The organism is Mesorhizobium sp. WSM4307, from assembly GCF_007003945.1.
Classification (GTDB): Bacteria; Pseudomonadota; Alphaproteobacteria; order Rhizobiales; family Rhizobiaceae; genus Mesorhizobium.
Window position 1 is genome coordinate 192084 of the sequence record NZ_VFTB01000010.1, and the last position, 25627, is coordinate 217710.

24 protein-coding genes and 1 tRNA gene are annotated in these 25627 nt (G+C 64.2%); 17 read left to right on the plus strand and 8 right to left on the minus strand.

The window, feature by feature from the left end; all coding sequences use genetic code 11:
- The first annotated feature begins 108 nt into the window (after window positions 1-108).
- Window positions 109-1134, plus strand: coding sequence for a sugar-binding transcriptional regulator (locus tag FJV83_RS24710; protein ID WP_095772212.1), 1026 nt, complete (start codon window positions 109-111; stop codon window positions 1132-1134).
- On the opposite strand, the gene FJV83_RS24715 is transcribed toward FJV83_RS24710, so the two are convergent.
- The 3 genes from FJV83_RS24715 to FJV83_RS24725 are packed head-to-tail and all read right to left on the minus strand — an operon-like array spanning window position 1121 to window position 4302.
- Window positions 1121-1972 carry a TIGR01459 family HAD-type hydrolase gene (locus FJV83_RS24715; protein ID WP_142885664.1) on the minus strand — a complete coding sequence of 284 codons (852 nt, stop codon included), beginning with the start codon at window positions 1970-1972 and terminating at the stop codon, window positions 1121-1123. The genes FJV83_RS24710 and FJV83_RS24715 overlap by 14 nt on opposite strands.
- Complete coding sequence (locus FJV83_RS24720) at window positions 1969-3243, minus strand: FGGY-family carbohydrate kinase (protein ID WP_142885663.1); 1275 nt, start codon at window positions 3241-3243, stop codon at window positions 1969-1971. The genes FJV83_RS24715 and FJV83_RS24720 overlap by 4 nt, the downstream gene beginning before the upstream one ends.
- 15 nt (window positions 3244-3258) lie before the next feature.
- Window positions 3259-4302, minus strand: coding sequence for a class II aldolase/adducin family protein (locus tag FJV83_RS24725; RefSeq protein WP_142885662.1), 1044 nt, complete (start codon window positions 4300-4302; stop codon window positions 3259-3261).
- 182 nt (window positions 4303-4484) lie between these two features.
- Here FJV83_RS24725 and FJV83_RS24730 point away from each other — a divergent pair, with 182 nt between their 5' ends.
- The 12 genes from FJV83_RS24730 to FJV83_RS24785 all read left to right on the plus strand — a co-directional run bounded on the left by FJV83_RS24730 (window position 4485) and on the right by FJV83_RS24785 (window position 17501).
- Window positions 4485-5267 (plus strand): DeoR/GlpR family DNA-binding transcription regulator, encoded by a 783-nt coding sequence (locus FJV83_RS24730; RefSeq protein WP_095772216.1) that lies wholly within the window; start codon window positions 4485-4487, stop codon window positions 5265-5267.
- Complete coding sequence (locus tag FJV83_RS24735; protein WP_142885661.1) at window positions 5264-6643, plus strand: carbohydrate kinase; 1380 nt, start codon at window positions 5264-5266, stop codon at window positions 6641-6643. Before FJV83_RS24730 ends, FJV83_RS24735 begins: the two co-directional genes overlap by 4 nt.
- Window positions 6640-8184 carry a sugar ABC transporter ATP-binding protein gene (locus FJV83_RS24740; RefSeq protein ID WP_142885660.1) on the plus strand — a complete coding sequence of 515 codons (1545 nt, stop codon included), beginning with the start codon at window positions 6640-6642 and terminating at the stop codon, window positions 8182-8184. Before FJV83_RS24735 ends, FJV83_RS24740 begins: the two co-directional genes overlap by 4 nt.
- Window positions 8181-9173: a ribose ABC transporter permease gene (locus FJV83_RS24745; protein WP_142885659.1), complete on the plus strand. Its 993-nt coding sequence runs from the start codon at window positions 8181-8183 to the stop codon at window positions 9171-9173. The genes FJV83_RS24740 and FJV83_RS24745 overlap by 4 nt, the downstream gene beginning before the upstream one ends.
- Before the next feature lie 80 nt (window positions 9174-9253).
- Window positions 9254-10192, plus strand: coding sequence for an ABC transporter substrate-binding protein (locus tag FJV83_RS24750; RefSeq protein WP_032931897.1), 939 nt, complete (start codon window positions 9254-9256; stop codon window positions 10190-10192).
- Window positions 10193-10261: 69 nt separating this feature from the next.
- A complete protein-coding gene (locus tag FJV83_RS24755) occupies window positions 10262-11155 on the plus strand; it encodes a sugar phosphate isomerase/epimerase (RefSeq protein ID WP_142885658.1) in 894 nt (297 codons plus the stop codon).
- Window positions 11156-11293: 138 nt separating this feature from the next.
- A complete protein-coding gene (locus tag FJV83_RS24760) occupies window positions 11294-11647 on the plus strand; it encodes a cupin domain-containing protein (protein ID WP_095772361.1) in 354 nt (117 codons plus the stop codon).
- A 147-nt stretch (window positions 11648-11794) separates the two neighbouring features.
- Entirely contained in the window at window positions 11795-12721 is a 927-nt protein-coding gene (locus FJV83_RS24765) for a transcriptional regulator (protein WP_095772221.1), read from the plus strand.
- Between the two features lie 104 nt (window positions 12722-12825).
- Window positions 12826-14331: an alpha-N-arabinofuranosidase gene (locus tag FJV83_RS24770; RefSeq protein WP_095787918.1), complete on the plus strand. Its 1506-nt coding sequence runs from the start codon at window positions 12826-12828 to the stop codon at window positions 14329-14331.
- A gap of 114 nt (window positions 14332-14445) precedes the next feature.
- Window positions 14446-15720, plus strand: a complete 1275-nt coding sequence (locus FJV83_RS24775; protein WP_142885657.1) for an extracellular solute-binding protein — start codon at window positions 14446-14448, stop codon at window positions 15718-15720.
- A 57-nt stretch (window positions 15721-15777) separates the two neighbouring features.
- Window positions 15778-16662: a sugar ABC transporter permease gene (locus FJV83_RS24780; RefSeq protein WP_142885656.1), complete on the plus strand. Its 885-nt coding sequence runs from the start codon at window positions 15778-15780 to the stop codon at window positions 16660-16662.
- Window positions 16659-17501 (plus strand): carbohydrate ABC transporter permease, encoded by an 843-nt coding sequence (locus tag FJV83_RS24785; RefSeq protein ID WP_095772225.1) that lies wholly within the window; start codon window positions 16659-16661, stop codon window positions 17499-17501. The genes FJV83_RS24780 and FJV83_RS24785 overlap by 4 nt, the downstream gene beginning before the upstream one ends.
- A gap of 37 nt (window positions 17502-17538) precedes the next feature.
- Here the strand turns inward: FJV83_RS24785 and ugpC are convergent, their stop codons facing one another.
- Entirely contained in the window at window positions 17539-18624 is a 1086-nt protein-coding gene (ugpC, locus tag FJV83_RS24790) for a sn-glycerol-3-phosphate ABC transporter ATP-binding protein UgpC (protein ID WP_142885655.1), read from the minus strand.
- 163 nt (window positions 18625-18787) lie between these two features.
- Here ugpC and FJV83_RS24795 point away from each other — a divergent pair, with 163 nt between their 5' ends.
- A complete protein-coding gene (locus tag FJV83_RS24795; RefSeq protein ID WP_142885654.1) occupies window positions 18788-20296 on the plus strand; it encodes a multicopper oxidase family protein in 1509 nt (502 codons plus the stop codon).
- 6 nt (window positions 20297-20302) lie between these two features.
- Window positions 20303-20737, plus strand: a complete 435-nt coding sequence (locus FJV83_RS24800; protein ID WP_142885653.1) for a YqaA family protein — start codon at window positions 20303-20305, stop codon at window positions 20735-20737.
- A gap of 34 nt (window positions 20738-20771) precedes the next feature.
- Here the strand turns inward: FJV83_RS24800 and FJV83_RS24805 are convergent, their stop codons facing one another.
- The 3 genes from FJV83_RS24805 to FJV83_RS24815 form a co-directional block, all read right to left on the minus strand.
- Window positions 20772-21314, minus strand: coding sequence for a cytochrome b (locus tag FJV83_RS24805; protein WP_246691915.1), 543 nt, complete (start codon window positions 21312-21314; stop codon window positions 20772-20774).
- 132 nt (window positions 21315-21446) lie between these two features.
- A tRNA-Arg gene (locus FJV83_RS24810) sits at window positions 21447-21523 on the minus strand.
- Between the two features lie 84 nt (window positions 21524-21607).
- Complete coding sequence (locus tag FJV83_RS24815; protein WP_142885651.1) at window positions 21608-22771, minus strand: M20 aminoacylase family protein; 1164 nt, start codon at window positions 22769-22771, stop codon at window positions 21608-21610.
- A gap of 253 nt (window positions 22772-23024) precedes the next feature.
- Between FJV83_RS24815 and FJV83_RS24820 the strand changes: the two genes are divergently transcribed.
- Window positions 23025-24191 carry a D-alanyl-D-alanine carboxypeptidase family protein gene (locus tag FJV83_RS24820; protein WP_142876525.1) on the plus strand — a complete coding sequence of 389 codons (1167 nt, stop codon included), beginning with the start codon at window positions 23025-23027 and terminating at the stop codon, window positions 24189-24191.
- Window positions 24192-24259: 68 nt separating this feature from the next.
- Complete coding sequence (locus FJV83_RS24825; RefSeq protein ID WP_185973359.1) at window positions 24260-25369, plus strand: GTP-binding protein; 1110 nt, start codon at window positions 24260-24262, stop codon at window positions 25367-25369.
- 16 nt (window positions 25370-25385) lie between these two features.
- Here the strand turns inward: FJV83_RS24825 and FJV83_RS24830 are convergent, their stop codons facing one another.
- Entirely contained in the window at window positions 25386-25625 is a 240-nt protein-coding gene (locus FJV83_RS24830; RefSeq protein WP_185973358.1) for a sulfurtransferase TusA family protein, read from the minus strand.
- Between the last annotated feature and the right edge of the window lie 2 nt (window positions 25626-25627).

The window sequence follows — 25627 nt, forward strand, 5'->3', positions numbered from 1 at the left end:
CCACCGACTCTACATTGTTCCTATCGATTGGTAGATCAATAGGCGATACTAGACCAGCATGCAGAATCGGCGACGGCGCGCTCGTCCGTCGCCGCGGGGGAGGGATGATTGGCCAGGCGACGACAAACCGAAGAAGGGCGGGCCGAAGAAGGGCGGACAGGAGCGGAGACGACCGAGCAGGTCGCTGGTGAAAGCCGGACGGACCGCCTCAGGATTCGCGCCGCCTGGATGTATTTCGTCGAGCAGATGACGCAGAACGAAATCGCCGACGTGCTTGGCGTCGGCCGCGTCACCATCGTGCGCATGCTTGCCGAGGCCCGCTCGCGCAACGAAGTGAAGATCACCATCGAGAGCGAATTGTCGGAGATCGTACGGCTGGAGCGCGCTCTGGAGCGGACCTTCGGCCTGCAGCAGGCGCTGGTCGCCCCGCTCACCGCGCCCAATGCCGATCCGATCCCCGCAATCAGCGCCAAGACCGGGGCTTTCCTGTCCGACACGATGAAATCCGGCATGCGCGTCGGCGTCGGCTGGGGCCGGACGCTGTTCTCCAGCCTGCCCTTCATCAGCGCCAAGTCGCTCTCCGATTTCAAGGTCATTTCGCTGCTGGGCGGCGTCGGCGTCGTGCGACGCTACAACCCGGCCGAGTTCGCCTGGCGCTTCGCCCAGATCTTCCAGGGCGACGGCTATCTGATCCCGACGCCGGCCGTTGTCGACAGCGTCGAGACCAAGATCGCGCTGGTCGAGCGCTGCGGCCTGCAGGAGGTCTTTGAGATGGCCAACGTGCTCGATGCGGTTCTGCTGAGCGTCGGCGGCATCGCCTCGGCCACCACCTTCTCTCGCGGCGGTTTTCTCAGGGAAGCGGACCGCGAGGCCCTGCTCGAGCGTGGCGCTGTCGGCGACCTTCTGTTCCATTTCTTCGACCGCAACGGCGATCTGGTCGACCATCCCGTCAACAGCCATGTGATGTCGGTGGAAGTCGACCGTCTGCGCGCGGCGCCAATCCGCATCCTCACCTCCGGCGGCGAGGAGAAGACCGAGGCGCTGCTCGGCGCGATGAACCTGATTGCGCCGACGATCCTGATCACCGACGAGGAAAGCGCCAAGCGCATGCTCGAGGCGGTCAGCGCAAGCTGAAGGATGCCGTGATGTAGTCGGGCCAGGCCTGTTGCTCGTCGAAAACGGCGGCAAGGTCCGGCGTGTCCGCCAAAATGCCGCCGAGCACCAGCGCCGTGGCGACGCCGGCGCCATTGCCGCCAGCTATGTCATGCTCGACGCTGTCGCCGATGCAGACCACGCTGCCGCGGTCAGGTTCGCCGGCCAGCGCCAGGGCCGCGTCGAAGATCGCCGGATAGGGCTTGCCGATGCGGGTGACGCTGCCGCCCAGGCTTTCGTAGAGGTCGGCGATCTCGCCGGCGCCGAAGCGCGGTCCGACCGCCGTCAGCATGATCCTGTCGGGGTTGGTGCAGAAGCACGGCACCTGTCGCGCCGCCGCCGGGGCGAGCAGCCGGCGATAATGGTCGAGGTCGTGGCGGTCGCCCTCGCTGGCCGAAATCAGTACCAGGTCGGCGTCCTCGCCGGCCTCGGTCAGCACAAAGGGCAGGCCCTCGACCGCCGTGCGGTCGTTGTCGCGGCTGATTAGCAGGCATTTTGTCCCCCGACGCAGCTTTCCCGATGCCGCCATCTCGTTGAAGGATCGCCACGCCACCTCGCCGGAGGAGACAAAATGGTCCCAACTGCCGGCGGCGAAGCCGAGCTTCAGCAAGCGGTCCTCATTGGGCTTGGCGCGTTTGCCGGAATTGGAGATCAGCACCACCGTCTTGCTGGCGCGCTTCAGCGCCGACAATGCCTCTACCGCGCCTGGATAAGAAGCCTGGCCGTCATGCAGCACGCCGAACTGGTCGAGCAGGAACACCTGGTAGCGCTCGGCCAGCGGCCCGATACCGTCGAGGCGTTCGATTGCTTTCGCGCTCATGCCCGTCCTGCCTTGCTTGCAGCCTTTAGCGCCAGCCGCGCCGTGCCGGCGGCCGCCTCGTCGGAAAGTGCGGGCAGGAAATCGACGCCGAGCTTGCGTCGCCGAATCGCGGTCCAGGCCGGATTTGCGGCGCCGCCGCCGACGCTCCTGACCGAGGTCAGCGCCGGCGCGCCGAGCTCGGCCAGCCTGCGGTAGCCGAGCGCCTCGATCGCCGCCATGCCCTCGAACATCGCCTTGAGATAGTCGGCATCATCAGCTGGTCGCGGCGAAAGACGCGGCGGCAAAGTGGGATCGGCGATCGGAAATCGTTCACCCGTCGTACCAAGCGGATAGTAGTCGAGACCGGTTTGCGTCGTAGGATCGATTGCCGCGCTGAGTTCGATGATCCGCGCCAGCGGAAAATGCTGGGCCAGCACCTTGCCGCCGGAATTCGACGCGCCGCCGGCCAGCCAGGTGTCGCCAAGGCGATGGCTGTAGATGCCGAAGCGCGGTGCCGAGATCGGCCGGCCGGACAGGATCTTGATGGTGAGCGAGGATCCCAGCGCCGTGACGCCGTCGCCGGCCGTCGTGGCGCCCGTCGCCAGGAACGAGGCACAGCCATCCGTCGTGCCGGCGACCACGACCACATCGCGCGGCAGGCCGAACAGTTCCGCCGCGGCCACGGTGAACGTGCCGGTGACATCGCCCGGCTCGACCACATGAGGCAGCAAGTCCATGCGCATGCCGGTGGATGCGATCCAGTCCGGCCAGCGGCGCGCCTCGACATCAAAGCCCGTCTTCAGCGCATTGTTCTCGTCACTGACGTCGTAGCGGCCGGAGAAGTTTGCGGCGATCCAGTCGGCCTGGTGCAGCACGGCCGCGATGCCGGGCAGATGCTGGAACCGTAACGCCTTGGCCAGGCCTGAAGTCGCGCCGTGCGCGGCGCTCGCCTCAGGCGCCTCGCGGGCGATGGCTGCCAGGATGCCGGCGTCGTCGACCTTGTCGTTGTACATCAGCGGCTCGGCCAGCGGTTGCCCGGCGGCGTCGACGGGCAGCAGCGTGCCCGACGTGCCGTCGACGGCGATGGCGCGGACAGCAGTGCGGTCGATGCCCGAAAGCAGGTCTGTCAGAGCCGCCCGGACCGCTTGCCACCATGCCGCGGGGGAGCGGGGATTTTGGCCGAATTTGTCGAGCCGGACCGCCGACTGGCCGGCAATGGAAAAATCCGGACGCATGGCGACGGCGCGCGCGCCCGATGTGCCGATGTCGATGCCGATGACAAGAGGCATCATGTCTTCAGTCCTTTGCTAGCTGCCTGTGGCATTGAGCTTCTGGCGATACTGCTCGGCGTCCCAATTGACCAGTTCGTCGTTCTCGGCAGCGGTGAGATAATTCAACCGCGCCGCGACATCGACGCGAGCCGTCACGTCGGCGAGGCAGCGCTGCATGGCGTCGGCGCCAGCACTGGCGTCGCCGCGCATCAGCACGCCGGCGCCGGGAAACAGGATCGCCACAGGGGCCGTGCCGAGTCGCGCGGCGACGCTAGCCGCGTTCTCGCCTGGCTTGGCCACCACCGAACCTTGGCCGAGGAAGATGACATGGTCGGGATAGAGGCTGCCGGCCTCCGCCATGCGGCGGCTTTGCGCATCGAGCGCAACTGCGTGGGCTTCCAGATCCACCGGCAATCGATAGACGCTGTCGGCGGCAAGCGCTGTCAGGGCCGCGATGTCGGCCGCGGCGGTCGCGCGCGCCGGCCGTGCCAACAGCGAGCGGACGCGATGGAGCAGCCGCTCCGCCTCGGCCACGGTTTGCGCGGCGACGACCAACCCATGATTGCCAAGGATCAGCACATCGACACCAGGCCGCAGTTTCTCGGCAATGCCGCGGGCGAGCGGCAGACCCGGCCGGCAATAGGGCACATAGGCACATTCGACGCCGCCGAGCCGCCTGGCGACCTCGGCCTCGCCGTCGGCCTGCACGGCAAGCGAAATCGTGTCGACGCAGTGGACATGCAGAACCACGCGTTGCGGCATCAAGGCATGCACCGTGGTTTCGATCGAGGGGCGCAGGCCGCGCGGATTGAGTTCGTCGATGGCGAAGGCCTGCGGCTTGTCGGCGGCGGGATCGCGCTCTTCGACCGCCTTGAGCAGCGGCGCCATCGCCACCGGAACCATGATGTCGTCGCTGAGCGCATCCTTCAGCCAGGTGCCGGAGGCCTTGATCCACAGCGTGTCGCCGGCCTTGAGCGACGTGTTGCCGCCCGCCGCCTGGGTCATATGCGGGTTGAGCCCGATACGGGCTGAAAGCGTCCGCAAGGCCGCCAGTTCCTGCGCGTCAGCTTGGGTTGCCATGGCGCCTTTCCTTCAACGCTTGCCCGGGATCCGCCGCCGGGACCGGGTGTTGGCGCTGATATCGCAGATGCGAGCGACTTACGTCAACAGTGATCTACTATCATCAAAACCAGCTTGCAATCTGACTAATGTTGAGTAAGTTACACCAATTGCCGTGGAAAATGGCATTGGGAGGAAAAGAGTTGAGCGACTCCGGCCGCCAGCGTCAGATCGTCGAACTGCTGCGGGACCGCCCGTTCGCCTCGGTGCGCGAGCTGCAGGAGCGGCTTGGCGTTTCGGCGGCGACGGTCAGGCGCGACATCGACCGGATCGACGAGGCCGGCGAGGCGCGCAAGGTCTATGGCGGGATTTCCGCGCTCGACGGCGCATCGCATGCGGGTGTTGCCTATGCCCGGCCCTATGACGAGAACCGTGACCTCGCAGTCGAGGCCAAGCGGCAGATCGCGGCCATCGCGGCGACCATGGTGCGCGACGGCGACGCGGTCATCGTCCATGGCGGCTCGACCTGCTTCCATCTCGGCGTCAAGCTCGCCGAGCGCAACATCCGCCTCTACACCAATTCGATGCCGCTCGCGGCCTATCTGAGCGACCATGGCCATTGCAGCCTGACCGTTGCCGGCGGCGAGCTGCATCGCGAACCCGGCATCATCCATTCGTCGGTCCAGGCGACGCCCTTCTACGCGTCGAAATTCTTTCTCGGCGCGCAAGGCCTCAACCAGGAAGGCGTGCTGGAATCGCATCCACTGCTGGTGCGCTCCATTGTCGATCTCAGCCTGTGCGCGGACCAGATCGTGGTGCTGGCCGACAGCCGAAAACTGTCGATCCACGCGCGCAATGTCGCTCTGCCGCTGTCGCGCATCGGCACGCTGATCACCGATGACGGTCTTTCGGATGCCGATGCGCGCATGCTGGAGGATGCCGGCGTCATGGTGCGGATCGCGTCCACCACGGGAGCCGTCCCGTGAAAGTGGCGGTGCTCGATTTTGGCAAGACCAATTCGAAGCTGTTCGTCTTCGGCCAGGATGGACGCATCCTCGACGAGCGCCGGACCCAACCGAAATGGATGCGCCAGGACGGCTTCAGCGTGCTCGACGAGGCCGCCCTCCATGACTGGGCGCTCGCTGCCGTCACGGACGCGGTCGAGAACCATGGCGTGGAAGGGGTGATGGTATCGGGCCATGGCTGCACCTTCGCCCTTGTGGACGACGCGGCGCTGACGCATCCGATCCTCGACTACGAACAGGAGCCGCCGGCCGAAATCGCTGCCCGGATCGATCGCCGCATTCCGGATTTTGCCGAGACATTCTCGCCCCGCCTGCCGCTCGGCTTCAACTATGGCCGTCACATGCTGTGGCTGCAGGACGTCGATGCCGATGCGTTCGCGGCGGCGAAATCGATCCTCGGCTACCCCCAGTACTGGAGCTGGCGCCTCGGTGGCAGGCCGGTCTCGGAGGTGTCCTATCTCGGTTGCCATTCGCATTTGTGGGCGCCGCGCAAACGGGACTTTTCCTCATTGGTCGATGCCGAGGGCTGGCGCCGCCAGATGCCGGCCTTCGCGCGCGCCGGCGCGGTCATCGGCGAGCGGCGTCTTGGCCGAGCGGCACGGCCAATGGCCATCCACAATGGCGTCCACGACTCGAATGCGGCGCTCCATGCCTATCGCCGCCAGGAGCTTGGCCCGCTGACCGTGGTGTCGACCGGCACCTGGGTCGTCGTGCTCAATCCCGACTGCCCGCTGGACGTTCTCGACCGTGACCGCGACATGCTGGTCAATGTCGATGTCGACGGCGGCCCGGTGCCGACCATCCGCTTCATGGGCGGGCGCGAATTCGCCGCCATCAGCGGCGACTGGCAAGGCGCGATCCCGCATGGCTCGATCCAGCAAGCGATCGATGCCGGCATCATGGCGCTGCCGAGCTTCGCGCCGGGGGGGCCGATGCCGGACCATCCCGGCCGCCTGGTCGGGCGCACGCCCGATGCCGCAGAACGCGCCGCGGCGGCGCTGCTCTATGTGGCGCTGATGGTCGATCTCTGCCTTGACCTCATCCATTCTCAAGACACCGTCATCGTCGATGGCGGGCTGAACGCTGGCGGCCTGCTTGGCGGAGTGTTGGCTGAGCTGCGTCCCGGCCAGGCCTTCCTGCAGGGCGCCACGCTGGAGGGCAGCGCCACGGGCGCGGCAGCACTTGCCTTCGAGGGCGTCGGACGCGACTTCGCCGCCGAGGCGCCGGAGCCGGTGCATGCGGCACGCTTCGCCGGCCTTGCCGGCTATCGCGACGCCTGGCGCGATCGCGTTGGCGGGCGGGGCGACGCCATCAAGGCGGCGGGTGGTGCACGATGAGCGCGGCGGCACAAAAGCGGGCAAGCGGCCATCCGGTGCTGGAGATGCGGCACATCTCCAAGACCTTCGGCGCGATCCGCGCCTTGCAGGATGTTTCGCTCACCGTCCATGCCGGCGAGCTGCATGCCCTGATGGGTGAGAACGGCGCCGGCAAGTCGACGCTGATGAAGGTGCTGTCGGGCGCCTATCGGCCGGATGCCGGCGGCGAGATCCTGATCGATGGCGTGCCCGCCGCGACCGGCGATCCGATCAAGGCTCGCGCCGCTGGCATCGCGGTGATCTATCAGGAGCTGTCTCTGGCGCCCAATCTGACGGTGGCGCAGAACATCTTCCTCGGCAACGAGCCGCGGCGCTTCGGCATTGTCGACCGCGATCAGTGCAACCGGCGGGCGAACGAAATCATCGCGCGGCTCGGCGTCTCCTTCTCGGCGCGTGCGCTGGTCTCCAGCCTGTCGCTCGGCGAGCGCCAGCTGGTCGAGATCGCCCGCGCGCTGTCGACCAATGCGCGCATCATCGTCATGGACGAGCCGACGACGTCGCTGACGTCGCGCGAGACCGACAGCCTGTTCGAGGTGATCGCGACGCTGAAGGCGCATGGCATCGCCATCATCTACATCAGCCATCGCATGGAAGAGGTCTACCAGCTCGCCGACCGTGTCAGCGTGCTGCGCGACAGCGGCTATGTCGGCACACTGGAGCGCGCCGACCTCAACGCCTCGCGGCTGGTGTCGATGATGGTCGGCCGCGATCTCTCCGCCTTTTACAAGAAGGATCATCGTCCGCCGGACGCGAAGCGCGCCATCGCACTCTCGGTGCGCGGCATGTCCGACGGACGTCTGCTGAAGAACTGCTCGTTCGACCTGCACAAGGGCGAGGTGCTGGCTCTGGCAGGTCTTGTCGGCTCCGGCCGCACCGAGCTCGCCCGGCTGATCTTCGGCGCCGACAGGCGCAGCGCCGGCACGCTGGAACTCGACGGCAAACCGATCTCAATCGGCTCGCCGCGCGAAGCGCTCGACGCCGGCATCGCCTACCTGACCGAGGACCGCAAGGAACTCGGCCTGTTCCTCGACATGTCGATTTCCGACAACATCAGCATGGGCGTGCTGGCCAGGGACGCGCGGACCGGCGGATTGCGCGACTTCGGCGCCGCCGACAGGCGCGCGGCGAAAGCCATCGCGGACCTGTCGATCCGCACCCGTTCGGCGCAGGCCAATGCCGGCTCGCTGTCGGGCGGCAACCAGCAGAAAGTGCTGCTCGCCCGGCTGCTTGAGACCGAGCCGAAGGTCGTCATCCTTGACGAGCCAACGCGCGGCGTCGATGTCGGCGCCAAGTCGGAAATCTACCGGCTGATCGACAACCTCGCCAACCGGGGCATCGCCATCCTGATGATCTCCAGCGAATTGCCCGAGGTGATCGGCGTCGCCGACCGCGTGCTGGTGATGCGCGACGGCTCCATAGCAGGCGAGGTGACGGCATCCGGAGGCGAGCCGCTGCGCCAGGAGGCGATCATGGAACTTGCGACGGGAGCGGCCCAGGAATGACCGACAGAACGACGACGAGCGTGGATCAGGCGGCGGTCAGGAGCCGGCGGCTGCGCACAACCTTCGCGGCGCTCGGCATGCTGCCGGTGCTGGTGCTGCTGGCGGCCGGCTTCCAGTTCATCAATCCCCGCTTCCTCACCGAGACCAATCTGCTCATCGTCACGCAGCAATCGTCGATCAACATCGTGCTTGCCGCCGGCATGACCTTCGTCATCCTGACCGGCGGCATCGACCTGTCGGTCGGCTCCATCCTCGCCGCGTCGGCGATGGTGGCGGTGCTGGTGTCGTTGGCGCCCGACTGGGGTCTGCTCGGCGTGCCGGCGGCCATCCTCGTCGGCCTCGGCTTCGGGCTCGTGAACGGGCTGCTCGTCGCCTATATCAGGCTGCCGCCGTTCATCGTCACGCTGGGTTCGCTGACGGCCGTGCGCGGCATCGCCCGCCTGCTCGGGCAGGACACGACGGTGTTCAACTCGGACCTGCCTTTCGACTTCATCGGCAATGGCTCGCTGTTCGGCATTCCCTGGCTGGTCGTCATCGCGCTGTCGGTCGTCGTGCTGTCCTGGCTGGTGCTCAAGCGCACCGTGCTCGGCACCTGGATCTATGCCGTCGGCGGCAATGCCGAGGCGGCGCGGCTGACCGGCATCAAGGTGCCGCTGGTGCTGCTCTTCGTCTACGGCGTGTCCGGCCTGCTCGCCGGGCTCGGTGGCGCCATGTCGGCGGCAAGGCTTTACGCCGCCAACGGCCTGCAGCTCGGCCAGTCCTACGAGCTCGACGCCATCGCCGCCGTCATCCTTGGCGGCACCAGCTTCGTCGGCGGCGTCGGCTCGATCTGGGGCACGCTGATCGGTGGCCTGATCATCGCGGTGCTCTCCAACGGGCTCATCTTGGCCGGTGTCTCGGACATCTGGCAGTACATCATCAAGGGATTGGTCATCATCGTGGCGGTCGCCCTCGACCGCTACCGGCTCCAGGCAGGGGCGAGAACGTGAGTGACCTGGTCGCCGGCATCAAAGACCGGCTTGTGTAACGCACCGTGAGAGGCTCGGTGCATCAGGAGGAAGTAAGCGTAATGAAGACCATCGCCAAACTGCTCTGCGGCGCCGCGTTCGCGGCCGTCGCCATCGCGCCGGCATCGGCCAAGGACCTCAACAAGGTCGGCATCTCGGTCGGCCTGCTCGGCAACCCCTTCTTCGTCGCCACCATCAAGGGCATCGAGGACGCGGCCAAGAAGATCAACCCGAAGGTCGAGGTGACGTCGGTATCGGCCGACTATGATCTCAACAAGCAGGTCTCGCAGGTCGATTCCTTCATCGCCGCGGGCGTCGACGTGATCATGCTCAACGCGGTGGACGCCAAGGCGATCGCGCCGGCGGTGAAGAAGGCACAGGCCGCCGGCATCATCGTCGCCGCCTTCGACGTTTCGGCGCCGGGCGCCGACGTCACCGTGATGACCAACAACGTCAAGGCCGGCGAGGAAGCCTGCCAGTACCTGGTCGATCATACCGGCGGCAAGGGCGACTACGTCATCCTCAACGGTCCGGCATCGTCGTCGATCCTGGAGCGGGTAAAGGGCTGCAAGAACGTGCTCTCGCAGCATGCCGACATCAAGATCCTGTCCGACGACCAGAACGCCGAAGGTTCGCGCGACGGCGGCCTGAAAGTGTTCCAGTCGCTGCTCACCCGCTTCGACAAGATCGACGCGGTGTTCGCCATCAACGATCCGACGGCGATCGGCGCCCAGCTTGCCGCCAAGCAGCTCAACCGCTCGGAATTCATCTTCACCGCGGTCGACGGCGCGCCCGATATCGAAAAGGAGCTCTCGTCCGGCTCCTCGATGATCAAGGCCTCGGCCTCGCAGGATCCCTATGTGATGGCCGGCCAGTCGCTGACGATGGCGGCCGAGCTGCTTGCCGGCAAGAAGCCGGCTGAGGCCACAGTGCTTCTCGATCCGAAGCTGATCACAGCCGAGAACCTGAAGGACTACAAGGGCTGGACCGCGGCCCGCTGATCACTCCAACAAGCGCGGCCGGACTTGTCCGGCCGCGCCTTTGTTCATCACCGCGAACCGGAGACGATCATGGCGCGCATCGGAATCCATTCTTTCGTCTGGTCGGCAAGCTCGGAACAGAGCGAGCTTGAACGCACGCTGGCCAACACCAGGGAGGCCGGCTTCGATCTGATCGAGTTCTCCTATCTCGACTCGGCCGATGTCGACATTGGTGGGCTTGCCAAACGCATCGCCGATCTCGGCCTCGGCGTGGCGATCAGCATCGGATTGCCTGGTGGCGGTGACATATCGAGCGCCGACAAGGCGGTCGCCGCGCGGGGCGTCGAGATCCTCAACGAGACCATCGCGCTGACGCGCGATCTAGGCGGCCGCAAGGTCGCCGGCATCCTGTCGGCAAGCCACGGCCTGCAGGTCGAAGCGCCGACGCGCGACCAGTGGACCCGCAGCGCCGCAACGCTGGCCAAGGTCGCCGAGACGGCGAAGGCGGCCGGCGTCACGCTCAATCTCGAAATCGTCAACCGCTTCGAAAGCAACCTGCTCAACACCGCCGCGCAAGGTCTCGCCTTCATCGAGGATAGCGGCTCGGACAACATCTTCCTGCACCTCGACACATTCCACATGAACATCGAGGAAGCCGATGTCGGCCTGGCCATCCGCCACGCCGCTGGCAAGATCGGCTATGTCCATATCGGCGAGAGCCATCGCGGCTTCCTCGGCACCGGCAATATCGATTTTGCAGCGATATTCGATGCGCTGACCGCCATCGGCTATGCGGACGATCTCAGCTTCGAATCCTTCTCGTCGGAGATCGTCGACGAGAACCTGTCGAAGAAGACCGCCATCTGGCGCAATCTGTGGGCCGACAATATGGCGCTCGCCAAGCACGCGCGCGCCTTCATCGGCCTTGGGCTGGAGACGGCGCGGCGCAAGGCGGAACTCGTCTCGGCCCGTCACAAGCCGTAGGGCGGCCGCGGGCGGCAGGACGGCCCAGGCGTGATGCCTGGATGCATTAACGCTCTTCGTTCCCGGGGTGCATGCATTGCCCCGGTCCCATGCATCGGCTATCCGACCTTGCGACACATGAAGCAGAAGGAACCCGGCATGACGAACAAGACGATCCTCAAATTCGGCCCCGTCGAACACGCGGAAGCCGGCGACCTGCCTGGCTGGGTCGTGGTCGAAGGCCAGCCGACCATGCAAACCGCTGTCCAGCACACGACGGAGGACGGCAAGGTGATGTCGGGAACCTGGCGGGCGTCGCCCGGCACCTATCACGCGACCTACACCGACTATGAGTTCGTGCACATGATCGCCGGCCGCATCATCATCACCCCCGACGGCGGCACACCGGTCGAAGTCGGCCCCGGCGACGCTTTCGTGGTGGAAGCCGATTTCAAGGGAACCTGGAAGATCATCGAGCCGGTGACCAAGCATTTCGTCGTCCGGGTGGCCTGAGCCGGCCGCCTCGGTTGTGCCAAGCTGGCAGGTCGGCAATGGGCCGACCTGCAAGTGGCGGGGACCATGCGGTTCGATTTACAACGCCGTGGCTTTATTTGTATCTGATCTGCTGATACATAACCCGTGTGACCAGTGCGGGGCCATATGTCGAATGAAATCATGGTTGTCGATCCGCTTGAGCGGCTCGACCTGTTGAAGAGCCTGGCGAGCGAGGTCCGGGTCCGGATTCTCGAACTGCTGCACCGCAAGGGGCCGAAAAACGTCAATCAGGTGGCCGAAGAACTGGGTCTTCCGCAATCGACGATTTCGGCAAACATCCAGGTTCTTGTCGATGTCGGTTTGATCGAGACGAAATCACAGAAGGCGCGCAAGGGAAGCCAGAAGGTCTGCTATTCGACCTTCTCCGAGCTGGTTGTCGTCTTCAAGGACCGCACCCCGGCGCAGGATCTCGGCGTCATAGAAGTGGCGATGCCGCTTGGGCTCTATACAAGATGCGAAGTTTCCGCTCCCTGCGGCCTGTGTTCAAAGGACGGCGTCATCGGACTTCTCGATGTGCCCGACACCTTCCTTGATCCCGACCGTATGCGGGCCGGGCTGCTGTGGTTCACGCGCGGCTTCGTCGAATACCAGTTTCCCAACAATGCGACGCTTGCCAATGCCAAAGTTGGCGGGCTGGAGCTGGCGATGGAGCTTTCGTCCGAGGTGCCGGGCACATCGAAGGATTGGCCGTCGGACATCACGGTCGCGATCAACGGACACGAGATAGATACTTGGACGGCGCCGGCCGACTATGGCGACAAGCGCGGCAAGCATACGCCCGGCTGGTGGAAGCTGGCCGGATCACAGTATGGCGACCTCGCACACTGGCGCGTCACGAACAACGGCACCTATCGCAACAACACCAAGGTTTCCAAATGCTCGCTGGCTGATCTGGAGCTCGAGCGGCACCGCTCGATCCGGATACGAATCGGCGTGAAGGATGATGCCCGTCACCCCGGCGGCATAAACATCTTCGGCAGCGGCTTCGGCAATTACAGCAACGACATCGTCCTGCGCCTGCTGAAGGCTTGAGAGCATATTTGGCCCTTGACGCGCGGACGAACTCGACCCTTAACTGATCCACGACCCGGATATAGATCGGAAAGTCGGATTGATAATCCGCAGTGGGAGGGATCATGAAGGCCAGAGTCACGGCGAACGCGGCCTATGCCGTCGCGGATATCGACAAACGCCTTTACGGCTCGTTTCTCGAGCATCTTGGCCGGGCGGTCTACACGGGCATCTACGAGCCCGGACACCCGCAAGCGGACGCGGAGGGGATGCGCAAGGACGTGATCGAGCTGGTGCGTGCGCTCGACACTCCGATTTGCCGCTACCCCGGCGGCAACTTCGTGTCCGCCTATAATTGGGAAGACGGCATAGGCCCAAAGGAGAACCGCCCGCGGCGGCTCGATCTTGCGTGGCGCACCACGGAGCCGAACCTGGTCGGCATCCACGAATTCGCCGACTGGGCCGAAAAAGCCGGCACCGAGATGATGCTTGCCGTCAATCTCGGATCCCGCGGCCTCGACGAGGCGCGGGCCTTCGTTGAATACGTCAACCACCCGGGCGGCAGCTACTGGTCCGACCTCAGGGCCAAGAACGGACGCGCGCAACCCTGGAACTGCCGCCTCTGGTGTCTCGGCAATGAAATGGATGGCCCCTGGCAGGTCGGCCACAAATCGGCGAGCGAATACGGCCATCTCGCCAACGAGACCGCCAAGGCGCTGCGCGGCCTCGACCCGACGGTGGAACTGGTCGTCTGCGGCTCGTCGCATTCCAATATGCCGACCTATCCGCAGTGGGAAGCGACCGTGCTGGAGGCGACCTACGAACAGGTCGACTACATCTCTCTCCACATGTATTTCGAGAACTACGAGAAGAATACGGCCGAGTATCTCGCTCTTCCGGCCAAGCTCGACCGCTACATTGGCACGGTCGCGGGCATCATCGACTATGTGAAGGCCAAGACCCGCTCGAAGCGGGACGTGAAGATCTCCTTCGACGAGTGGAACGTCTGGTACCATCAGCGCAAGCAGGACGCCGCGCGCATGCGCAGTTGGGACTGGCCGGAAGCACCCAGGCTTCTGGAGGACATCTACAATTTCGAGGACGTGCTGCAGGTCGGCTGCATCCTCAACACCTTCATCCGCCGGTCGGATGTTGTTCGCATCGCCTGCATTGCGCAGCTGGTGAACGTTATCGCGCCGATCATGACCGATCCCGGCGGCAGCGCCTGGAGGCAGACGATTTACTGGCCCTTCATGCTGGCCTCCAGGCACGGCCGCGGCACCGCGCTGCAACTGGCGGTCGAGGTCCCTACCTATGACGCGGCTGCGGCCGACAAGGTGCCATGGCTCGACATAGCAGGCGTGCACGATTCGAACGCCGGCACGCTGACCTTCTTCGCAATCAACCGGCATGGGTCCGAGACGATAGAGGCCGACGTCGCCCTCGAGCGGTTCGCCGCCAAGTCCATCGAGCACACGATCATCCGTCACGACGATCTCGAGGCCTGCAATACGAAGGAGGCGCCGGACAACGTATCACCGGTCAAAGGCAATGGGGCAACGCTCAGCAGCAAGGGAATGACGCTGAACTTGCCGCCGCACTCCTATTCGATGGTGCGCGTGACGCTCTGAGTTAATATCCGACTATCAGATACATACCGTAAAATCCGTTGCAGGCGGATTGGTTTGGTGTAGCATTGAAACGTTCAAGGCGGATCTAACCGCCGTACTCGGGAGGAAGCTGAGATGAACTTTCGCAGGATGATGGCCATAGCGGTGGTTGCGGCCGGAGGAATTTGGGCCGTCGCGGCCCAGGCCGAAGAAACCGTCATGTGGTGGGATTTCCTCGGCGGCGGCGACGGTGTGCGCATGAAGCAGATGATCGCCGACTTCAACACCGCTCACGCCGGCAAGATCAAGATCGACGCCACGACGCTGGAGTGGGGCACGCCCTTCTACGCGAAGGTGCAGACCTCGGCGGCGGTCGGTGAGGCGCCAGACGTCATGACCTACCACGCCAGCCGCATCCCCCTGGCGGTGAGCCAGGACATTCTACAAGAAATCACCGCCGACGACATGAGCAAGATGGGCCTCTCGGCCTCGGACTTCGCCGAGACGACGATGGGCGCCGTGACGGTCGACGGCAAGCAATACGCAGTGCCGCTCGATACCCATCCGATCGTCCTGTATTACAATCGCGCCCTTCTGAAGAAGGCAGGCGTGCTCGGCGACGACGGCCGTCCCATGGGCATGAAAAACAAGGAGGAATTCACCGCGACACTGCAGAAGCTGAAGGATGCCGGCGTCGAGTTCCCGCTGGGCAGCGTCACCGCCGACGGCAACTTCATGTACCGCACCATTTACTCGCTGGTGTGCCAGCAAGGCGGCGAGCTTCTGACGGGCAACGAGTTCCTCGCCGGCGACAACGGCAAGAAGCTGGCGAACGCATTGACAGTCCTGCAAGGGTGGACGAAGGCCGGGCTGCAGTCGACCTACACGGACTATCCCGCGACCGTCGCCCTGTTCACCTCGGGCAAGGCCGCAATGATGATCAACGGCGTCTGGGAAGTTCCCACGATGACCGACCTCGCCAAGCAAGGCAAGCTGTTCGACTGGGGCGCCGTCGAGATCCCGGTGATCTTCGACAAGCCATGCACGTATGCGGACAGCCATTCGTTCGCAATCCCGAAGAACAAGGGCAAGGAGATCGGCCCGCAAAAGCGTGCCGCCGTTCTCGAGGTGATCTCATGGATGGACAAGCACTCGCTGTTCTGGGCCACGGCAGGCCACATCCCGGCATACAAGCCAGTCACCGAGACGGCCGAATACAAGGCAATGCAGCCCAATGCGACCTACTCGACGCTGACGGCCAACATGATCTTCGATCCGAAGTCGCCCAAGGCCGGTGTCGCCGGACCGATCTTCGACATCATGTCCAATTACTTCGTGCCGACCCTCAACGGCGAGATGGACCCGGGCGAGGCGGTGAAATCCATCAAGGAAGAGCTGAACAGCATGTAGGGCTCAAAGGCTGGGACCCCTGCCCAGGGTGGTCCCAGCCATCTCCAAGGAAGAGCCATGCTTCGCAACTCCCGCACGGAACGTCTTGTCGCGCTGGTACTGATCGCTCCTTTTCTGGCGATCTACCTGCTGGCGTTCGTCTATCCGACGGTCCAGATGTTTCGCATCTCCTTCACCGATGCGCCGCTGATCGGCACGGGGCGGTGGGTCGGTCTCGACAACTACCTGCGGCTTGACAACGACCCGATGTTCCGGCGCGCGCTCTGGAATACCGCCTACTTCGTGGTGATGACGGTCGTCCCCGGGACACTCATCGCCCTGCTGATCGCGCTTGGCGTTTCACGTCTCAAGGGCCGGTTCCAGGCGATCGTGCTGGCGCTGTTCTTCCTGCCCTACATACTGCCGGTGTCCGTCGTCTATCTGATCTGGGACTGGACGCTGAATTTCCAGTTCGGGATCGCGATGCATGTGCTGGACTGGCTGGGAATCCCGCACGTGCCGGTCTTCAAGTCGCGCGTCTGGTTCTTGCCTGCGGTGGCCGGGGTGACGATCTGGTGGACCGCGGGCTTCTCGATCCTCCTCTTCCTCGCCGGATTGCGGTCCATACCAATGGAGATCTACGAAGCCGCCGCACTCGACAACTCGACGCGATGGACGACCTTCCGACGTATCACCTGGCCCCTGCTGTGGCCGATCACCTCGCTGGTATTCACCATTCAGCTCATCCTGCAGCTCAAGATCTTCGATCAGGTCTATCTGTTCTCGATAGGCGGCCGGCCGAACGACAATATGGTGCTTGTCTACTACGTCTTCCAGAAGGCCTTCCAGCAGAACCAGGGAGGCAGGGCGGCGGCTGTCGCCGTCACCCTCTTCGTGCTCGTGGTGGTCGTCTCGGTCCTGCAATTCCAACTGCTCCGGTTTGCCGAAAGGCGGCGCCGATGAACGCCATGGCAGCGAAACGCTGGAACGTCTGGGGCGGGATTATCACGGCGCTGACGCTCGTCTGGGCCATCCTGTGGGCGTTCCCGCTCTATTGGGGCGTGATCTCATCGCTCAAACCGGACGACGAGGTCATCCGGCCTTACATCGAACTCTGGCCCGAGACGCCGACGCTGGAGAACTACATTGACGCCCTGACCACCACCCAGATCGGCGCCTGGTACGTCAATTCGGTGGCGGTCGCGGTCGGCGTGACGATCATCACCATCTTCATCTCGATGCTGTGCGGCTACGCGATCTCGCAGTTGCGGTTCCCGGGGCGGATCGCGCTGTGGTATTTGATCCTCGCCTCCTTCATGGTGCCGACTTCGGCGCTGATCATCAATCATTTCGTGCTGGTCGCCAACCTTGGCCTGCTCAACAGCTGGGCCGGGATCATGTTGCCGCAGCTCATCCACCCCGTCATCATCATCGTGTACAAGCAGTTCTTCGACCAGGTCCCGAAGGACTTCCGCGAGGCCGCGGTCATGGACAATGCGTCTGAATTCGGGATCCTCTTCAAGATCTACATGCCGATGAACTGGGGGGTAACGACGGCGCTGTCGATCGTCTGCTTCATCTGGACGTGGAATGCGTTCTTATGGCCGTTCCTCTCGGTGACCCGCACCGAGATGATGACGATCACCGTCGGCATCACGCAGGTCAATGACGCCTTCGGTGTCTATTACGCGCGCCAGCTGTCGGCAGCCGTACTGGCCGGCCTTCCGGTGGCACTGGCCTACCTCTTCTTCCAGCGCCGGGTAACCGAAGCGATAACGCTCTCGGCAGGCATCAAGGGCTAAAGCGCGTCGCGTGGAACCGGATTTAGGCTCGGCAGGTTCAGGCCCCGTCAGCGCCCGCGTGCCAGGCCGATCCGTCCGCGGCGAAGAGATGCAAGGCCGTGGTGTCGAGCTTCAGCCGAACGGCGTCGCCCGGTTTGACGCTCGAAAGCCCACGGTCCTGTGCCGTGACCTGCGTCCCATCCGCAAGCCGCGCATAGACCAGCGTTCGCTCGCCAAGGCGCTCGACGACGGTGGCCGTGGCCGATGTTTCACCGCCTTCGGCGACGACAGTCAGCGATTCCGGCCGCACGCCGAGTTCGCGCCAGTCCATGTTGACCTGCGCGCCGCGAAGTTCGACCAGCGATCCGTCGGTCAAGCGCGCATTGAGCCTGTCGCCCGAGCCCGAAACCGTGACAGGCAGAATGTTCATCGCCGGAGACCCGACGAAGGTCGCGACGAATCGCGACGCCGGACGTGCATAGACATCGACGGGTCTGCCCATCTGCTCTATCCGGCAATTGTTGAGGATGACAATGCGGTCGGCGAGCGTCATCGCTTCCACCTGGTCGTGGGTGACGTAGATCATCGTCGACTTCAAACGCTGATGCAGTTCGGCAAGCTCGACGCGCGTGCGGGCTCTAAGCGCCGCGTCCAGATTGGAGAGCGGCTCGTCGAACAGGAATGCCTTGGGCTCCTTGACGATCGCACGCCCGATGGCCACGCGCTGGCGCTGCCCGCCGGAGAGCTGCGACGGCCGTCGCTGAAGCAGCGCTTCGATCTCCAGGATACGCGCAGCCTCAGCGATCCGTTGGCGTATAACATCCGGCGCGACCCGAATGTTCCTCAGCCCAAAGGCCATGTTCTCCGCGACCGTCATATGCGGGTAAAGCGCATAGTTCTGGAAGACCATCGCAACGTTGCGCCTGCCCGGCGCAAGGTTCTCCGAGCGTACCCCGTCGATCGTCAGCGTGCCTTCGTCAATGCTTTCGAGGCCGGCGATCATCCGCAGCAGCGTCGTCTTGCCGGAACCGGACGGCCCGAGAAACACGACCAGCTCTCCTGGCTGAATGTCCAAGCTCACGTCGCGGATCACCTCGACTGTGCCAAAGTGCTTTGATACGCCCGAAAGCGCGATTCCGGCCATGCCTGCGATCCTTCTTTCCTACATAATTTCGGATAAATACCCGATGTCAAGGAACTATGGGCGCCGTGTCGATCAGGCGGCCCAAACGCCGCATTGACGTGGCCAGGCATCGGCAGTCTCCTAGGACCCTTGGGTGTTCAACGACTGGTCGAGGAAACGAAAGATGCATCGGCGAGGTTTTCTGGCGGCAGGTCTTGCGACGGTTCTTGTGAGCAAGCGTGCCGTCGCGCAGATGAAGATGGACGACATGCCCGGCATGGATATGGGCGGTCACTCAGGTCACGATATGGCCGCCGTGCCGCAAGGCACGGTGGTTCTGCCCGAGGGCGAGGCGCTGCGCGAATTACCCCTGCTGGCGAACCAAGCCAGCAGGCCGGGCCTGTTCAAGGCGACGCTGACGGCCGGGTCCGCCACGGCACGTTTTGCGGAGGGATTGGACACGCCGATCCTCGCTTACAACGGCACCAGCCCCGGACCGCTGATTGAGGCAGTCGAGGGCGACCGCGTCGAGATCACCTTCGCCAACCGGATCGCGAACGAGGCAAGCACCATTCATTGGCACGGCATGCCGGTGCCGGCCGATCAGGACGGCAACCCGATGGACCCGGTCGTCGCCGGCACCGACCGCACCTACAGTTTCGATCTGCCGGAAGGCAGCGCCGGCTCCTATTGGTATCACCCGCATCCGCACGGCAAGACCGCCGAGCAGGTCTACCGCGGCCTTGCCGGCGCGTTCGTGGTCAAGCCGAAGGCCGATCCGATCCCGGCCGCCTATGGCGATACCGTGCTGGTGTTCACCGACCTGCGCCTTGCGGCCGATGGCAGCTTGCCCGACAACACGATGACGGACCTGATGAACGGGCGCGTCGGCGACCATGTGCTGGTCAACGGCCAGAAGAATCCCATACTGACGGTGCCCTTTGGTGCGAAGCGGCGCTTCCGGCTTTACAATGCGACCAACGCGCGCTTTCTGCGGCTCTCCTTTGACGGCGCGGCGATGACAATCATCGGAACCGACGGCGGTCTGCTGGAGACCCCGGTCGCGGCCGGCGACATCCTGCTCAGCCCGGCGGAACGGCTCGAACTGGTCGTCTCTTTCGACAAGCCCGGCGCGGCCGCGCTTACCACGCAAGATTATGACCGCGGCTGGATGGGTCCCGGGCGACCAGCCGATGCCGGACTGACGCTGCTGACGGTCAATGTCTCGCAGACCGAGGCGGACCCAGTTCCGCCACTTCCCGACAGGCTGCGGCCGATCGCGCAACTCGGCGCTCCGGCTGTCAGCCGCCGGTTCGTCTTCACCGAAACCATGGCCATGAACGCCGGCGGCATGGAGATGGGCTTCCTGATCAACGGCGCCGCTTTCGACATGAAGCGCATCGATGTCGTCGCCAAGGCTGGTCAGGTCGAACTCTGGGAGATCGTCAACGAGGCGGACATGGATCATCCATTCCATGTGCATGGGACGCAGTTCCAGGTGATCGAGCACGAACGCGGCGGCAACGTATCAAAGCCGGCCTATCGCGCCTGGAAAGACACCGTCAATGTCGCGCGCGGGGAGACGGTAAGGCTGCTGCTGCGGCAGGACCGGCCGGGGCCGAGGATGTATCACTGCCATATCCTCGAGCATGAGCAGCTCGGCATGATGGGCGTAGTCGACGTGCAGGCATAGTCCGGCGTGGCGGCGCTCTATGGCGCACTGTTCCTCAGCGCCTTCCTCGCCGCAACCGTCCTGCCGGTTTCGTCGGAGGCGGTGCTCGCCGGCCTTGTCGTCTCGGGCCGCGGTGACCCCTGGCTGCTCCTTATGGTGGCAACGATCGGCAACACGCTCGGCTCCGTGTTGAACTGGGTTCTGGGGCGTGGCATTGACGGGCTGCGCAACAGGCGCTGGTTTCCGGTCACCGCCGATCGCTACGAGCAGGCGTCTCGAACGTTCCGGCGCTTTGGCGAATGGACACTTTTGTTTGCCTGGCTGCCGGTTGTCGGAGATGCTCTCACCCCTGCCGCGGGCGCTGCGCGTACGAACCTCGGTGTGTTCGTCGCTCTTGTCGCGACAGGCAAGGCTGCACGCTATGCGGTGATCGTCGCGGGAGGGTTGTGGGCGACGGCGTGAGCCACCTCCACATCGTCGACCGCAGGCCGCATTCTCATTCGCGCGAGGCCGTTTTCGGCCAGCCGAAGACCATGCTTCGCATGACGCCATCGCGCAACAGCCCCAAATGCACCATGGCAGCCAGGACGTGAATGCCGACAAGTCCAAGCATTATCCAGACCAGCTTCTGATGCACGAACGCGAAACCCCTTGCCGACAGCGCGCCAACGGATGGCGCAAGCGGCACGGGCAAGGTTCCAAAAAGCCGCGCGGGGGGCATGAAAGGCATTGGCCGGTAGCCCAGCCATCCCGTTATCAGGACGGCGAGGATGGTGACGTAGAGTAACATGTGGAAGAAAGCCGTCGCGAACCGCACGAACCGTGAGGTTGGCCTGGCCGGGGCCCGGGTGAAGCTGCGCCAGCAAAGCCTGAGGACGATGATGGCCAGGATCGTCGCGCCGATCGACATGTGAAGCGGCAGCCAGTTCATCATCGCCATGCCCGGCCCCCGCATCGGCCCGAAGGCAATGGCGATTTGCGCCGCGAGCGCCGCCACGGTCAGCCAGTGCAGTAGACGAATGCCGAAATGCCAATGCAAGCGAGGTTTCCCGCTCACCTTCGCGGTCCGACATCTATCAAGGGGGCGCATGAGGGCGTGATGTCGTCCTCTTCAACGGACCTGATTTCGCAAAGAGGTACAGTACTTCTTCGCCAAGCACTTGAAAATGCATGGTGATCCCGACAGGAATCGAACCTGTGACCTACAGATTAGGAATCTGCCGCTCTATCCTACTGAGCTACGGGACCACGCGGCCCGACACATAACCGCTTCGGACCGTTTCGCCAAGAGGCCGGCCGCATGCAATCGGCCGGCCTCTTGTGCAGTGCTCATCACGCGGCCAGCGCGGTTTCCGCCAGCTTCACCCAGTAGCTCATGCCGTGCGGGATGGCCTCGTCGTTGAAATCATAGGCCGGGTTGTGAAGACCGGCGGTGTCGCCATTGCCGATGAAGATGAAGGCGCCGGGGCGGGCTTCCAGCATGTAGGAGAAATCCTCGCCGCCCATCACCGGCTGGATGCCGCGGTGGACATGGGCGTCGCCGGCGACATCGGCCGCTATATCGCTGGCAAACACCGTCTCATCGGCATGGTTGAAGGTCACGGGGTAGTTTGCCTGGTAGTCGATCTCGATCTTGGCGCCGAAAGCGGTCGCCAGGCCGTCGCAGATGGTGCGGATGCGCTCTTCGGATTTCTTGGCGATCTCCTTGCGCAAGGTGCGCACGGTGCCGGCGATCTCCGCCGATTCCGGGATGATGTTGTAGGCGTCGCCGGCATGGAACTTGGTCACCGACACCACCACGGCCTCGACCGGATCGGTGCTGCGCGAGGCGATCGTCTGCAGCGCGCCGACCAGCTGGCTGGTGATGACGATCGGGTCGATCGTGCCGTGCGGCATCGCGGCGTGACCGCCCTTGCCTTTCACGGTGATGGTGAATTCGGCCGTCGCCGCCATGATGGGGCCAGGACGGATGGCGAACTGGCCGACGGGCAGGCCCGGCATGTTGTGCATTCCGAACACCTTGGAGATGTCGAATCGCTCCATCATGCCGTCCTTGACCATCTCGTTGCCGCCGCCGCCGCCTTCTTCCGCCGGCTGGAAGATCACCGCCACGGAGCCGGCGAAGTTGCGCGTCTCGGCGAGGTATTTCGCGGCACCCAAAAGCATCGCCGTGTGGCCGTCATGGCCGCAGGCGTGCATCTTGCCGGGAACGGTCGAGGCATAGGGCTTGCCGGTGATTTCGTTGAGCGGCAGCGCATCCATGTCGGCGCGCAGGCCGATGGTGGCGCCTTCGCCTTGGCGGCCGCGAATGATGCCGACGACGCCGGTCTTGCCGAGACCGCCGACCACATCGTCGCAGCCGAACTCTTTCAGCTTTTCGGTGACGAAAGCCGCCGTCTTGAAGACATCGAAGTTCAGCTCCGGCGTCTGGTGCAGATGCCGGCGCCAGCCGGCGACTTCGTCCTGCATTTCAGCGGCGCGGTTCAGGATTGGCATGATGGTTCCATTCGTTGTTGGAGCAGCCGGCTTCAGCCTGGTCTTCTGCAATTGTGCCCGGGGTTTTGCAATTGTGCCGGGGCTTTGGAATTGTGATTGTCAGGCACTTTGCCATGTTGGCGTCACATAGGGTAAATAGCACCGCACCGATGTGGTCCGTTTTTGAGGGTCGGACTCATTGTGCTGGCGGTCGCGTAACGAAATCTTACGGAGCCAGGGGCAATCAGGGCAAGAGGCGATTTCGGATTAGATCATGCGGCACAGGCATTTCCTCAAACTATTCTCGGCTGGCGCGATCATGCTGTCGGTCCTGGCCGGACCGGCGCTGGCCAATCCGGTGGTTGTCTTCGATTTGAAGAACGGCCAGATCCTGCAGCACCAGGATGCCTTCAAACGCTGGTATCCGGCCTCGCTGAGCAAGCTGATGACCGCCTATGTGACCTTCCGGGCGATCGCGGCCGGCGAGGTCCAGCTCGATTCGCCGATCAAGGTGACCAAGCACTCGGCCGGTGAGCCGCCAAGCAAGATGGGTTTCAAGCCGGGCTCGGTGATGCGGCTCGACAATGCGCTGAAGATGATGCTGGTCAAATCGGCCAATGACATCGCCATGGCTGTCGGCGAGAATGTCGGCGGCTCGCAGGCCGCCTTCGCCGAAAGGATGAATGCCGAAGCCGCACGGCTCGGCATGAACGGCACCCATTTCGTCAATCCGAACGGCCTCTATTCGCCCGACCAGTACACGACGGCGCGCGACCTCGCCGTGCTGGTGATGGCGATCCGCCGCGAGTTCCCGCAATATGCGCCGTGGTTCTCGATCGAAGGTCTTGCGGTCGGCAAGAAGGCCATTTCGAACTACAATCTGCTGATCGGCCGCTATCCCGGCGCCGACGGCATGAAGACGGGCTTCGTCTGCCCTTCCGGCTTCAACATGATCGGTTCGGCGACGCGCAACGGCCGCACGCTGGTCGCGGTTGTGCTGGGCGAGAAGTCGGCGGTCAGCCGCGCCGAAACCGCGGCAAAACTGCTCGACCAGGGGTTTGACACGCCCACGGCCGGTTCGGCCACCGTCGCCACGCTGGCGCCCTATGGCGACACGGTTTCGCCCAACGACATGCATGACGAGGTCTGCAAGAAGAAGACGAAGGAGGAGCAGTCCGAGGCGCCGCCGGCGGCCGCTGCCAAGGACGCGCCGAAATCGCCCTATCAGGAAAAGCTCGACCATGTGCCGACGCTGGTCGCCGTTGGCCTCGGCGGCGCCACCGGCCCGGCGCCGAAGGCGATGCTCGACCAGGGCGGCCAGGAATATGCCGACGTGCCGATCCCGAGCTGGCGGCCCGATCGGCCGGCGCCGACCGGCTCCGGTCCGGCCGTTGCCGGTTCCGCCGCGCAGGGCGACCAGCCGGTCAAGGTCGCGAACTAGAGCATGATCCCGAACAGTGGAATCCGGTTTTCGGAAAAGATCATGCTCAAACAAAGAGACAGAGCCTGATGAATGGGTTTCCGATCCCCGTCTCGGTGCTGACCGGCTTCCTCGGCGCCGGCAAGACGACACTGCTCAACCGGCTGCTGAAGGACCCGGCGCTGGCCGACACCGCGGTCATCATCAACGAGTATGGCGAGGTGGCGATCGACCATTTGCTGGTCGAGCAGGCTTCCGAGGGGATCATCCAGCTTTCCGACGGCTGCCTGTGCTGCACCGTGCGCGGCGAACTGGTCGATACGCTGGCCGATTTGGTCGACCGGCTGCAGACCGGCCGTATCGCCCGGCTTGCCCGCGTCATCGTCGAGACCACGGGGCTGGCCGACCCGGCGCCGGTGCTGCAGTCGATCATGGCGCATCCGGCGCTCGTCCAGGCTTTCCGGCTCGACGGTGTCATCACCCTGGTCGACGCGGTCAATGGCAATGCCACGCTCGACGCCCATGTCGAGGCGGTCAAGCAGGTCGCCGTCGCCGACCGCATCGTGCTGAGCAAGCCCGACCTGGTGACCGATGCCGGCGATCTCGACACGCTGCGGGCGCGCCTGCGGCAGATCAATCCGGGTGCCGAACTGCTTGATGCCGGCCATTCAACGACCGGCGTGGCGGCGCTGTTTGATTGCGGCCTCTACAATCCCGCCACCAAATCCGCCGATGTGCGCCGCTGGCTCGGCGAGGAAGCGGCGCATGACCACGACCATCACCACGATGGTCATGACCATGATCACAGTCATGGGCATGGCCATCGCCACGATTCCCGCGTGCGCTCCTATTCGCTTGTCCATGACGGTCCGGTGCCGTTTTCAGCGATAGAAATGTTCCTCGACCTGCTGCGTTCGACGCATGGCGAGAAGCTGCTGCGCATGAAGGGCGTGATCGAACTCAGCGAAGATCCGTCACGCCCGCTGGTCATCCACGGCGTGCAGAAGATCCTGCATCCGCCGGCAAGGTTGCCCGCCTGGCCGAACGGCCAGCGCGGCGCGCGGCTGGTGCTGATCACGCTCGACATGCCGGAAGACTATGTGCGCAGGCTGTTCGCCGCCTTCACCAACCGGCCGTCGATCGACACGCCCGACCGCGCGGCGCTGGAAAACAATCCGCTGGCGATCGCCGGAAGATAGCGCTTCACACTGAAATTCAGATGGTCCCGCCGCGCTCGACCAGGAACCGATGGCCGCCTGATACTGCGGCTGTTTCAATCAGCTGGTGGCCGGCATCCGAGCAAAAGGCGGGAATATCGATGACGGCGAGCGGGTCGGTGGTCTCGAGCCAGAGCCGGCTGCCCGGCTGCATTCCCGCCAGCCGCTTCTTTGCCTTCAGTACCGGCAAAGGGCAGTTCAGCCCTTTCAGATCGTAGACAGCGGTATCCCCGGCCAAGA

Excerpts from the sequence above, each read along its gene's own strand:
- FJV83_RS24715 (WP_142885664.1), bottom strand. The coding sequence starts at position 1,972 with ATGAGCGCGAAAGCAATCGAACGCCTCGACGGTATCGGGCCGCTGGCC.
- FJV83_RS24720 (WP_142885663.1), bottom strand. The coding sequence starts at position 3,243 with ATGATGCCTCTTGTCATCGGCATCGACATCGGCACATCGGGCGCGCGC.
- FJV83_RS24725 (WP_142885662.1), bottom strand. The coding sequence starts at position 4,302 with ATGGCAACCCAAGCTGACGCGCAGGAACTGGCGGCCTTGCGGACGCTT.
- FJV83_RS24740 (WP_142885660.1), top strand. The coding sequence starts at position 6,640 with ATGAGCGCGGCGGCACAAAAGCGGGCAAGCGGCCATCCGGTGCTGGAG.
- FJV83_RS24745 (WP_142885659.1), top strand. The coding sequence starts at position 8,181 with ATGACCGACAGAACGACGACGAGCGTGGATCAGGCGGCGGTCAGGAGC.
- FJV83_RS24750 (WP_032931897.1), top strand. The coding sequence starts at position 9,254 with ATGAAGACCATCGCCAAACTGCTCTGCGGCGCCGCGTTCGCGGCCGTC.
- FJV83_RS24755 (WP_142885658.1), top strand. The coding sequence starts at position 10,262 with ATGGCGCGCATCGGAATCCATTCTTTCGTCTGGTCGGCAAGCTCGGAA.
- FJV83_RS24760 (WP_095772361.1), top strand. The coding sequence starts at position 11,294 with ATGACGAACAAGACGATCCTCAAATTCGGCCCCGTCGAACACGCGGAA.
- FJV83_RS24765 (WP_095772221.1), top strand. The coding sequence starts at position 11,795 with ATGTCGAATGAAATCATGGTTGTCGATCCGCTTGAGCGGCTCGACCTG.
- FJV83_RS24770 (WP_095787918.1), top strand. The coding sequence starts at position 12,826 with ATGAAGGCCAGAGTCACGGCGAACGCGGCCTATGCCGTCGCGGATATC.
- FJV83_RS24775 (WP_142885657.1), top strand. The coding sequence starts at position 14,446 with ATGAACTTTCGCAGGATGATGGCCATAGCGGTGGTTGCGGCCGGAGGA.
- FJV83_RS24780 (WP_142885656.1), top strand. The coding sequence starts at position 15,778 with ATGCTTCGCAACTCCCGCACGGAACGTCTTGTCGCGCTGGTACTGATC.
- FJV83_RS24785 (WP_095772225.1), top strand. The coding sequence starts at position 16,659 with ATGAACGCCATGGCAGCGAAACGCTGGAACGTCTGGGGCGGGATTATC.
- ugpC (WP_142885655.1), bottom strand. The coding sequence starts at position 18,624 with ATGGCCGGAATCGCGCTTTCGGGCGTATCAAAGCACTTTGGCACAGTC.
- FJV83_RS24795 (WP_142885654.1), top strand. The coding sequence starts at position 18,788 with ATGCATCGGCGAGGTTTTCTGGCGGCAGGTCTTGCGACGGTTCTTGTG.
- FJV83_RS24815 (WP_142885651.1), bottom strand. The coding sequence starts at position 22,771 with ATGCCAATCCTGAACCGCGCCGCTGAAATGCAGGACGAAGTCGCCGGC.
- FJV83_RS24820 (WP_142876525.1), top strand. The coding sequence starts at position 23,025 with ATGCGGCACAGGCATTTCCTCAAACTATTCTCGGCTGGCGCGATCATG.
- FJV83_RS24825 (WP_185973359.1), top strand. The coding sequence starts at position 24,260 with ATGAATGGGTTTCCGATCCCCGTCTCGGTGCTGACCGGCTTCCTCGGC.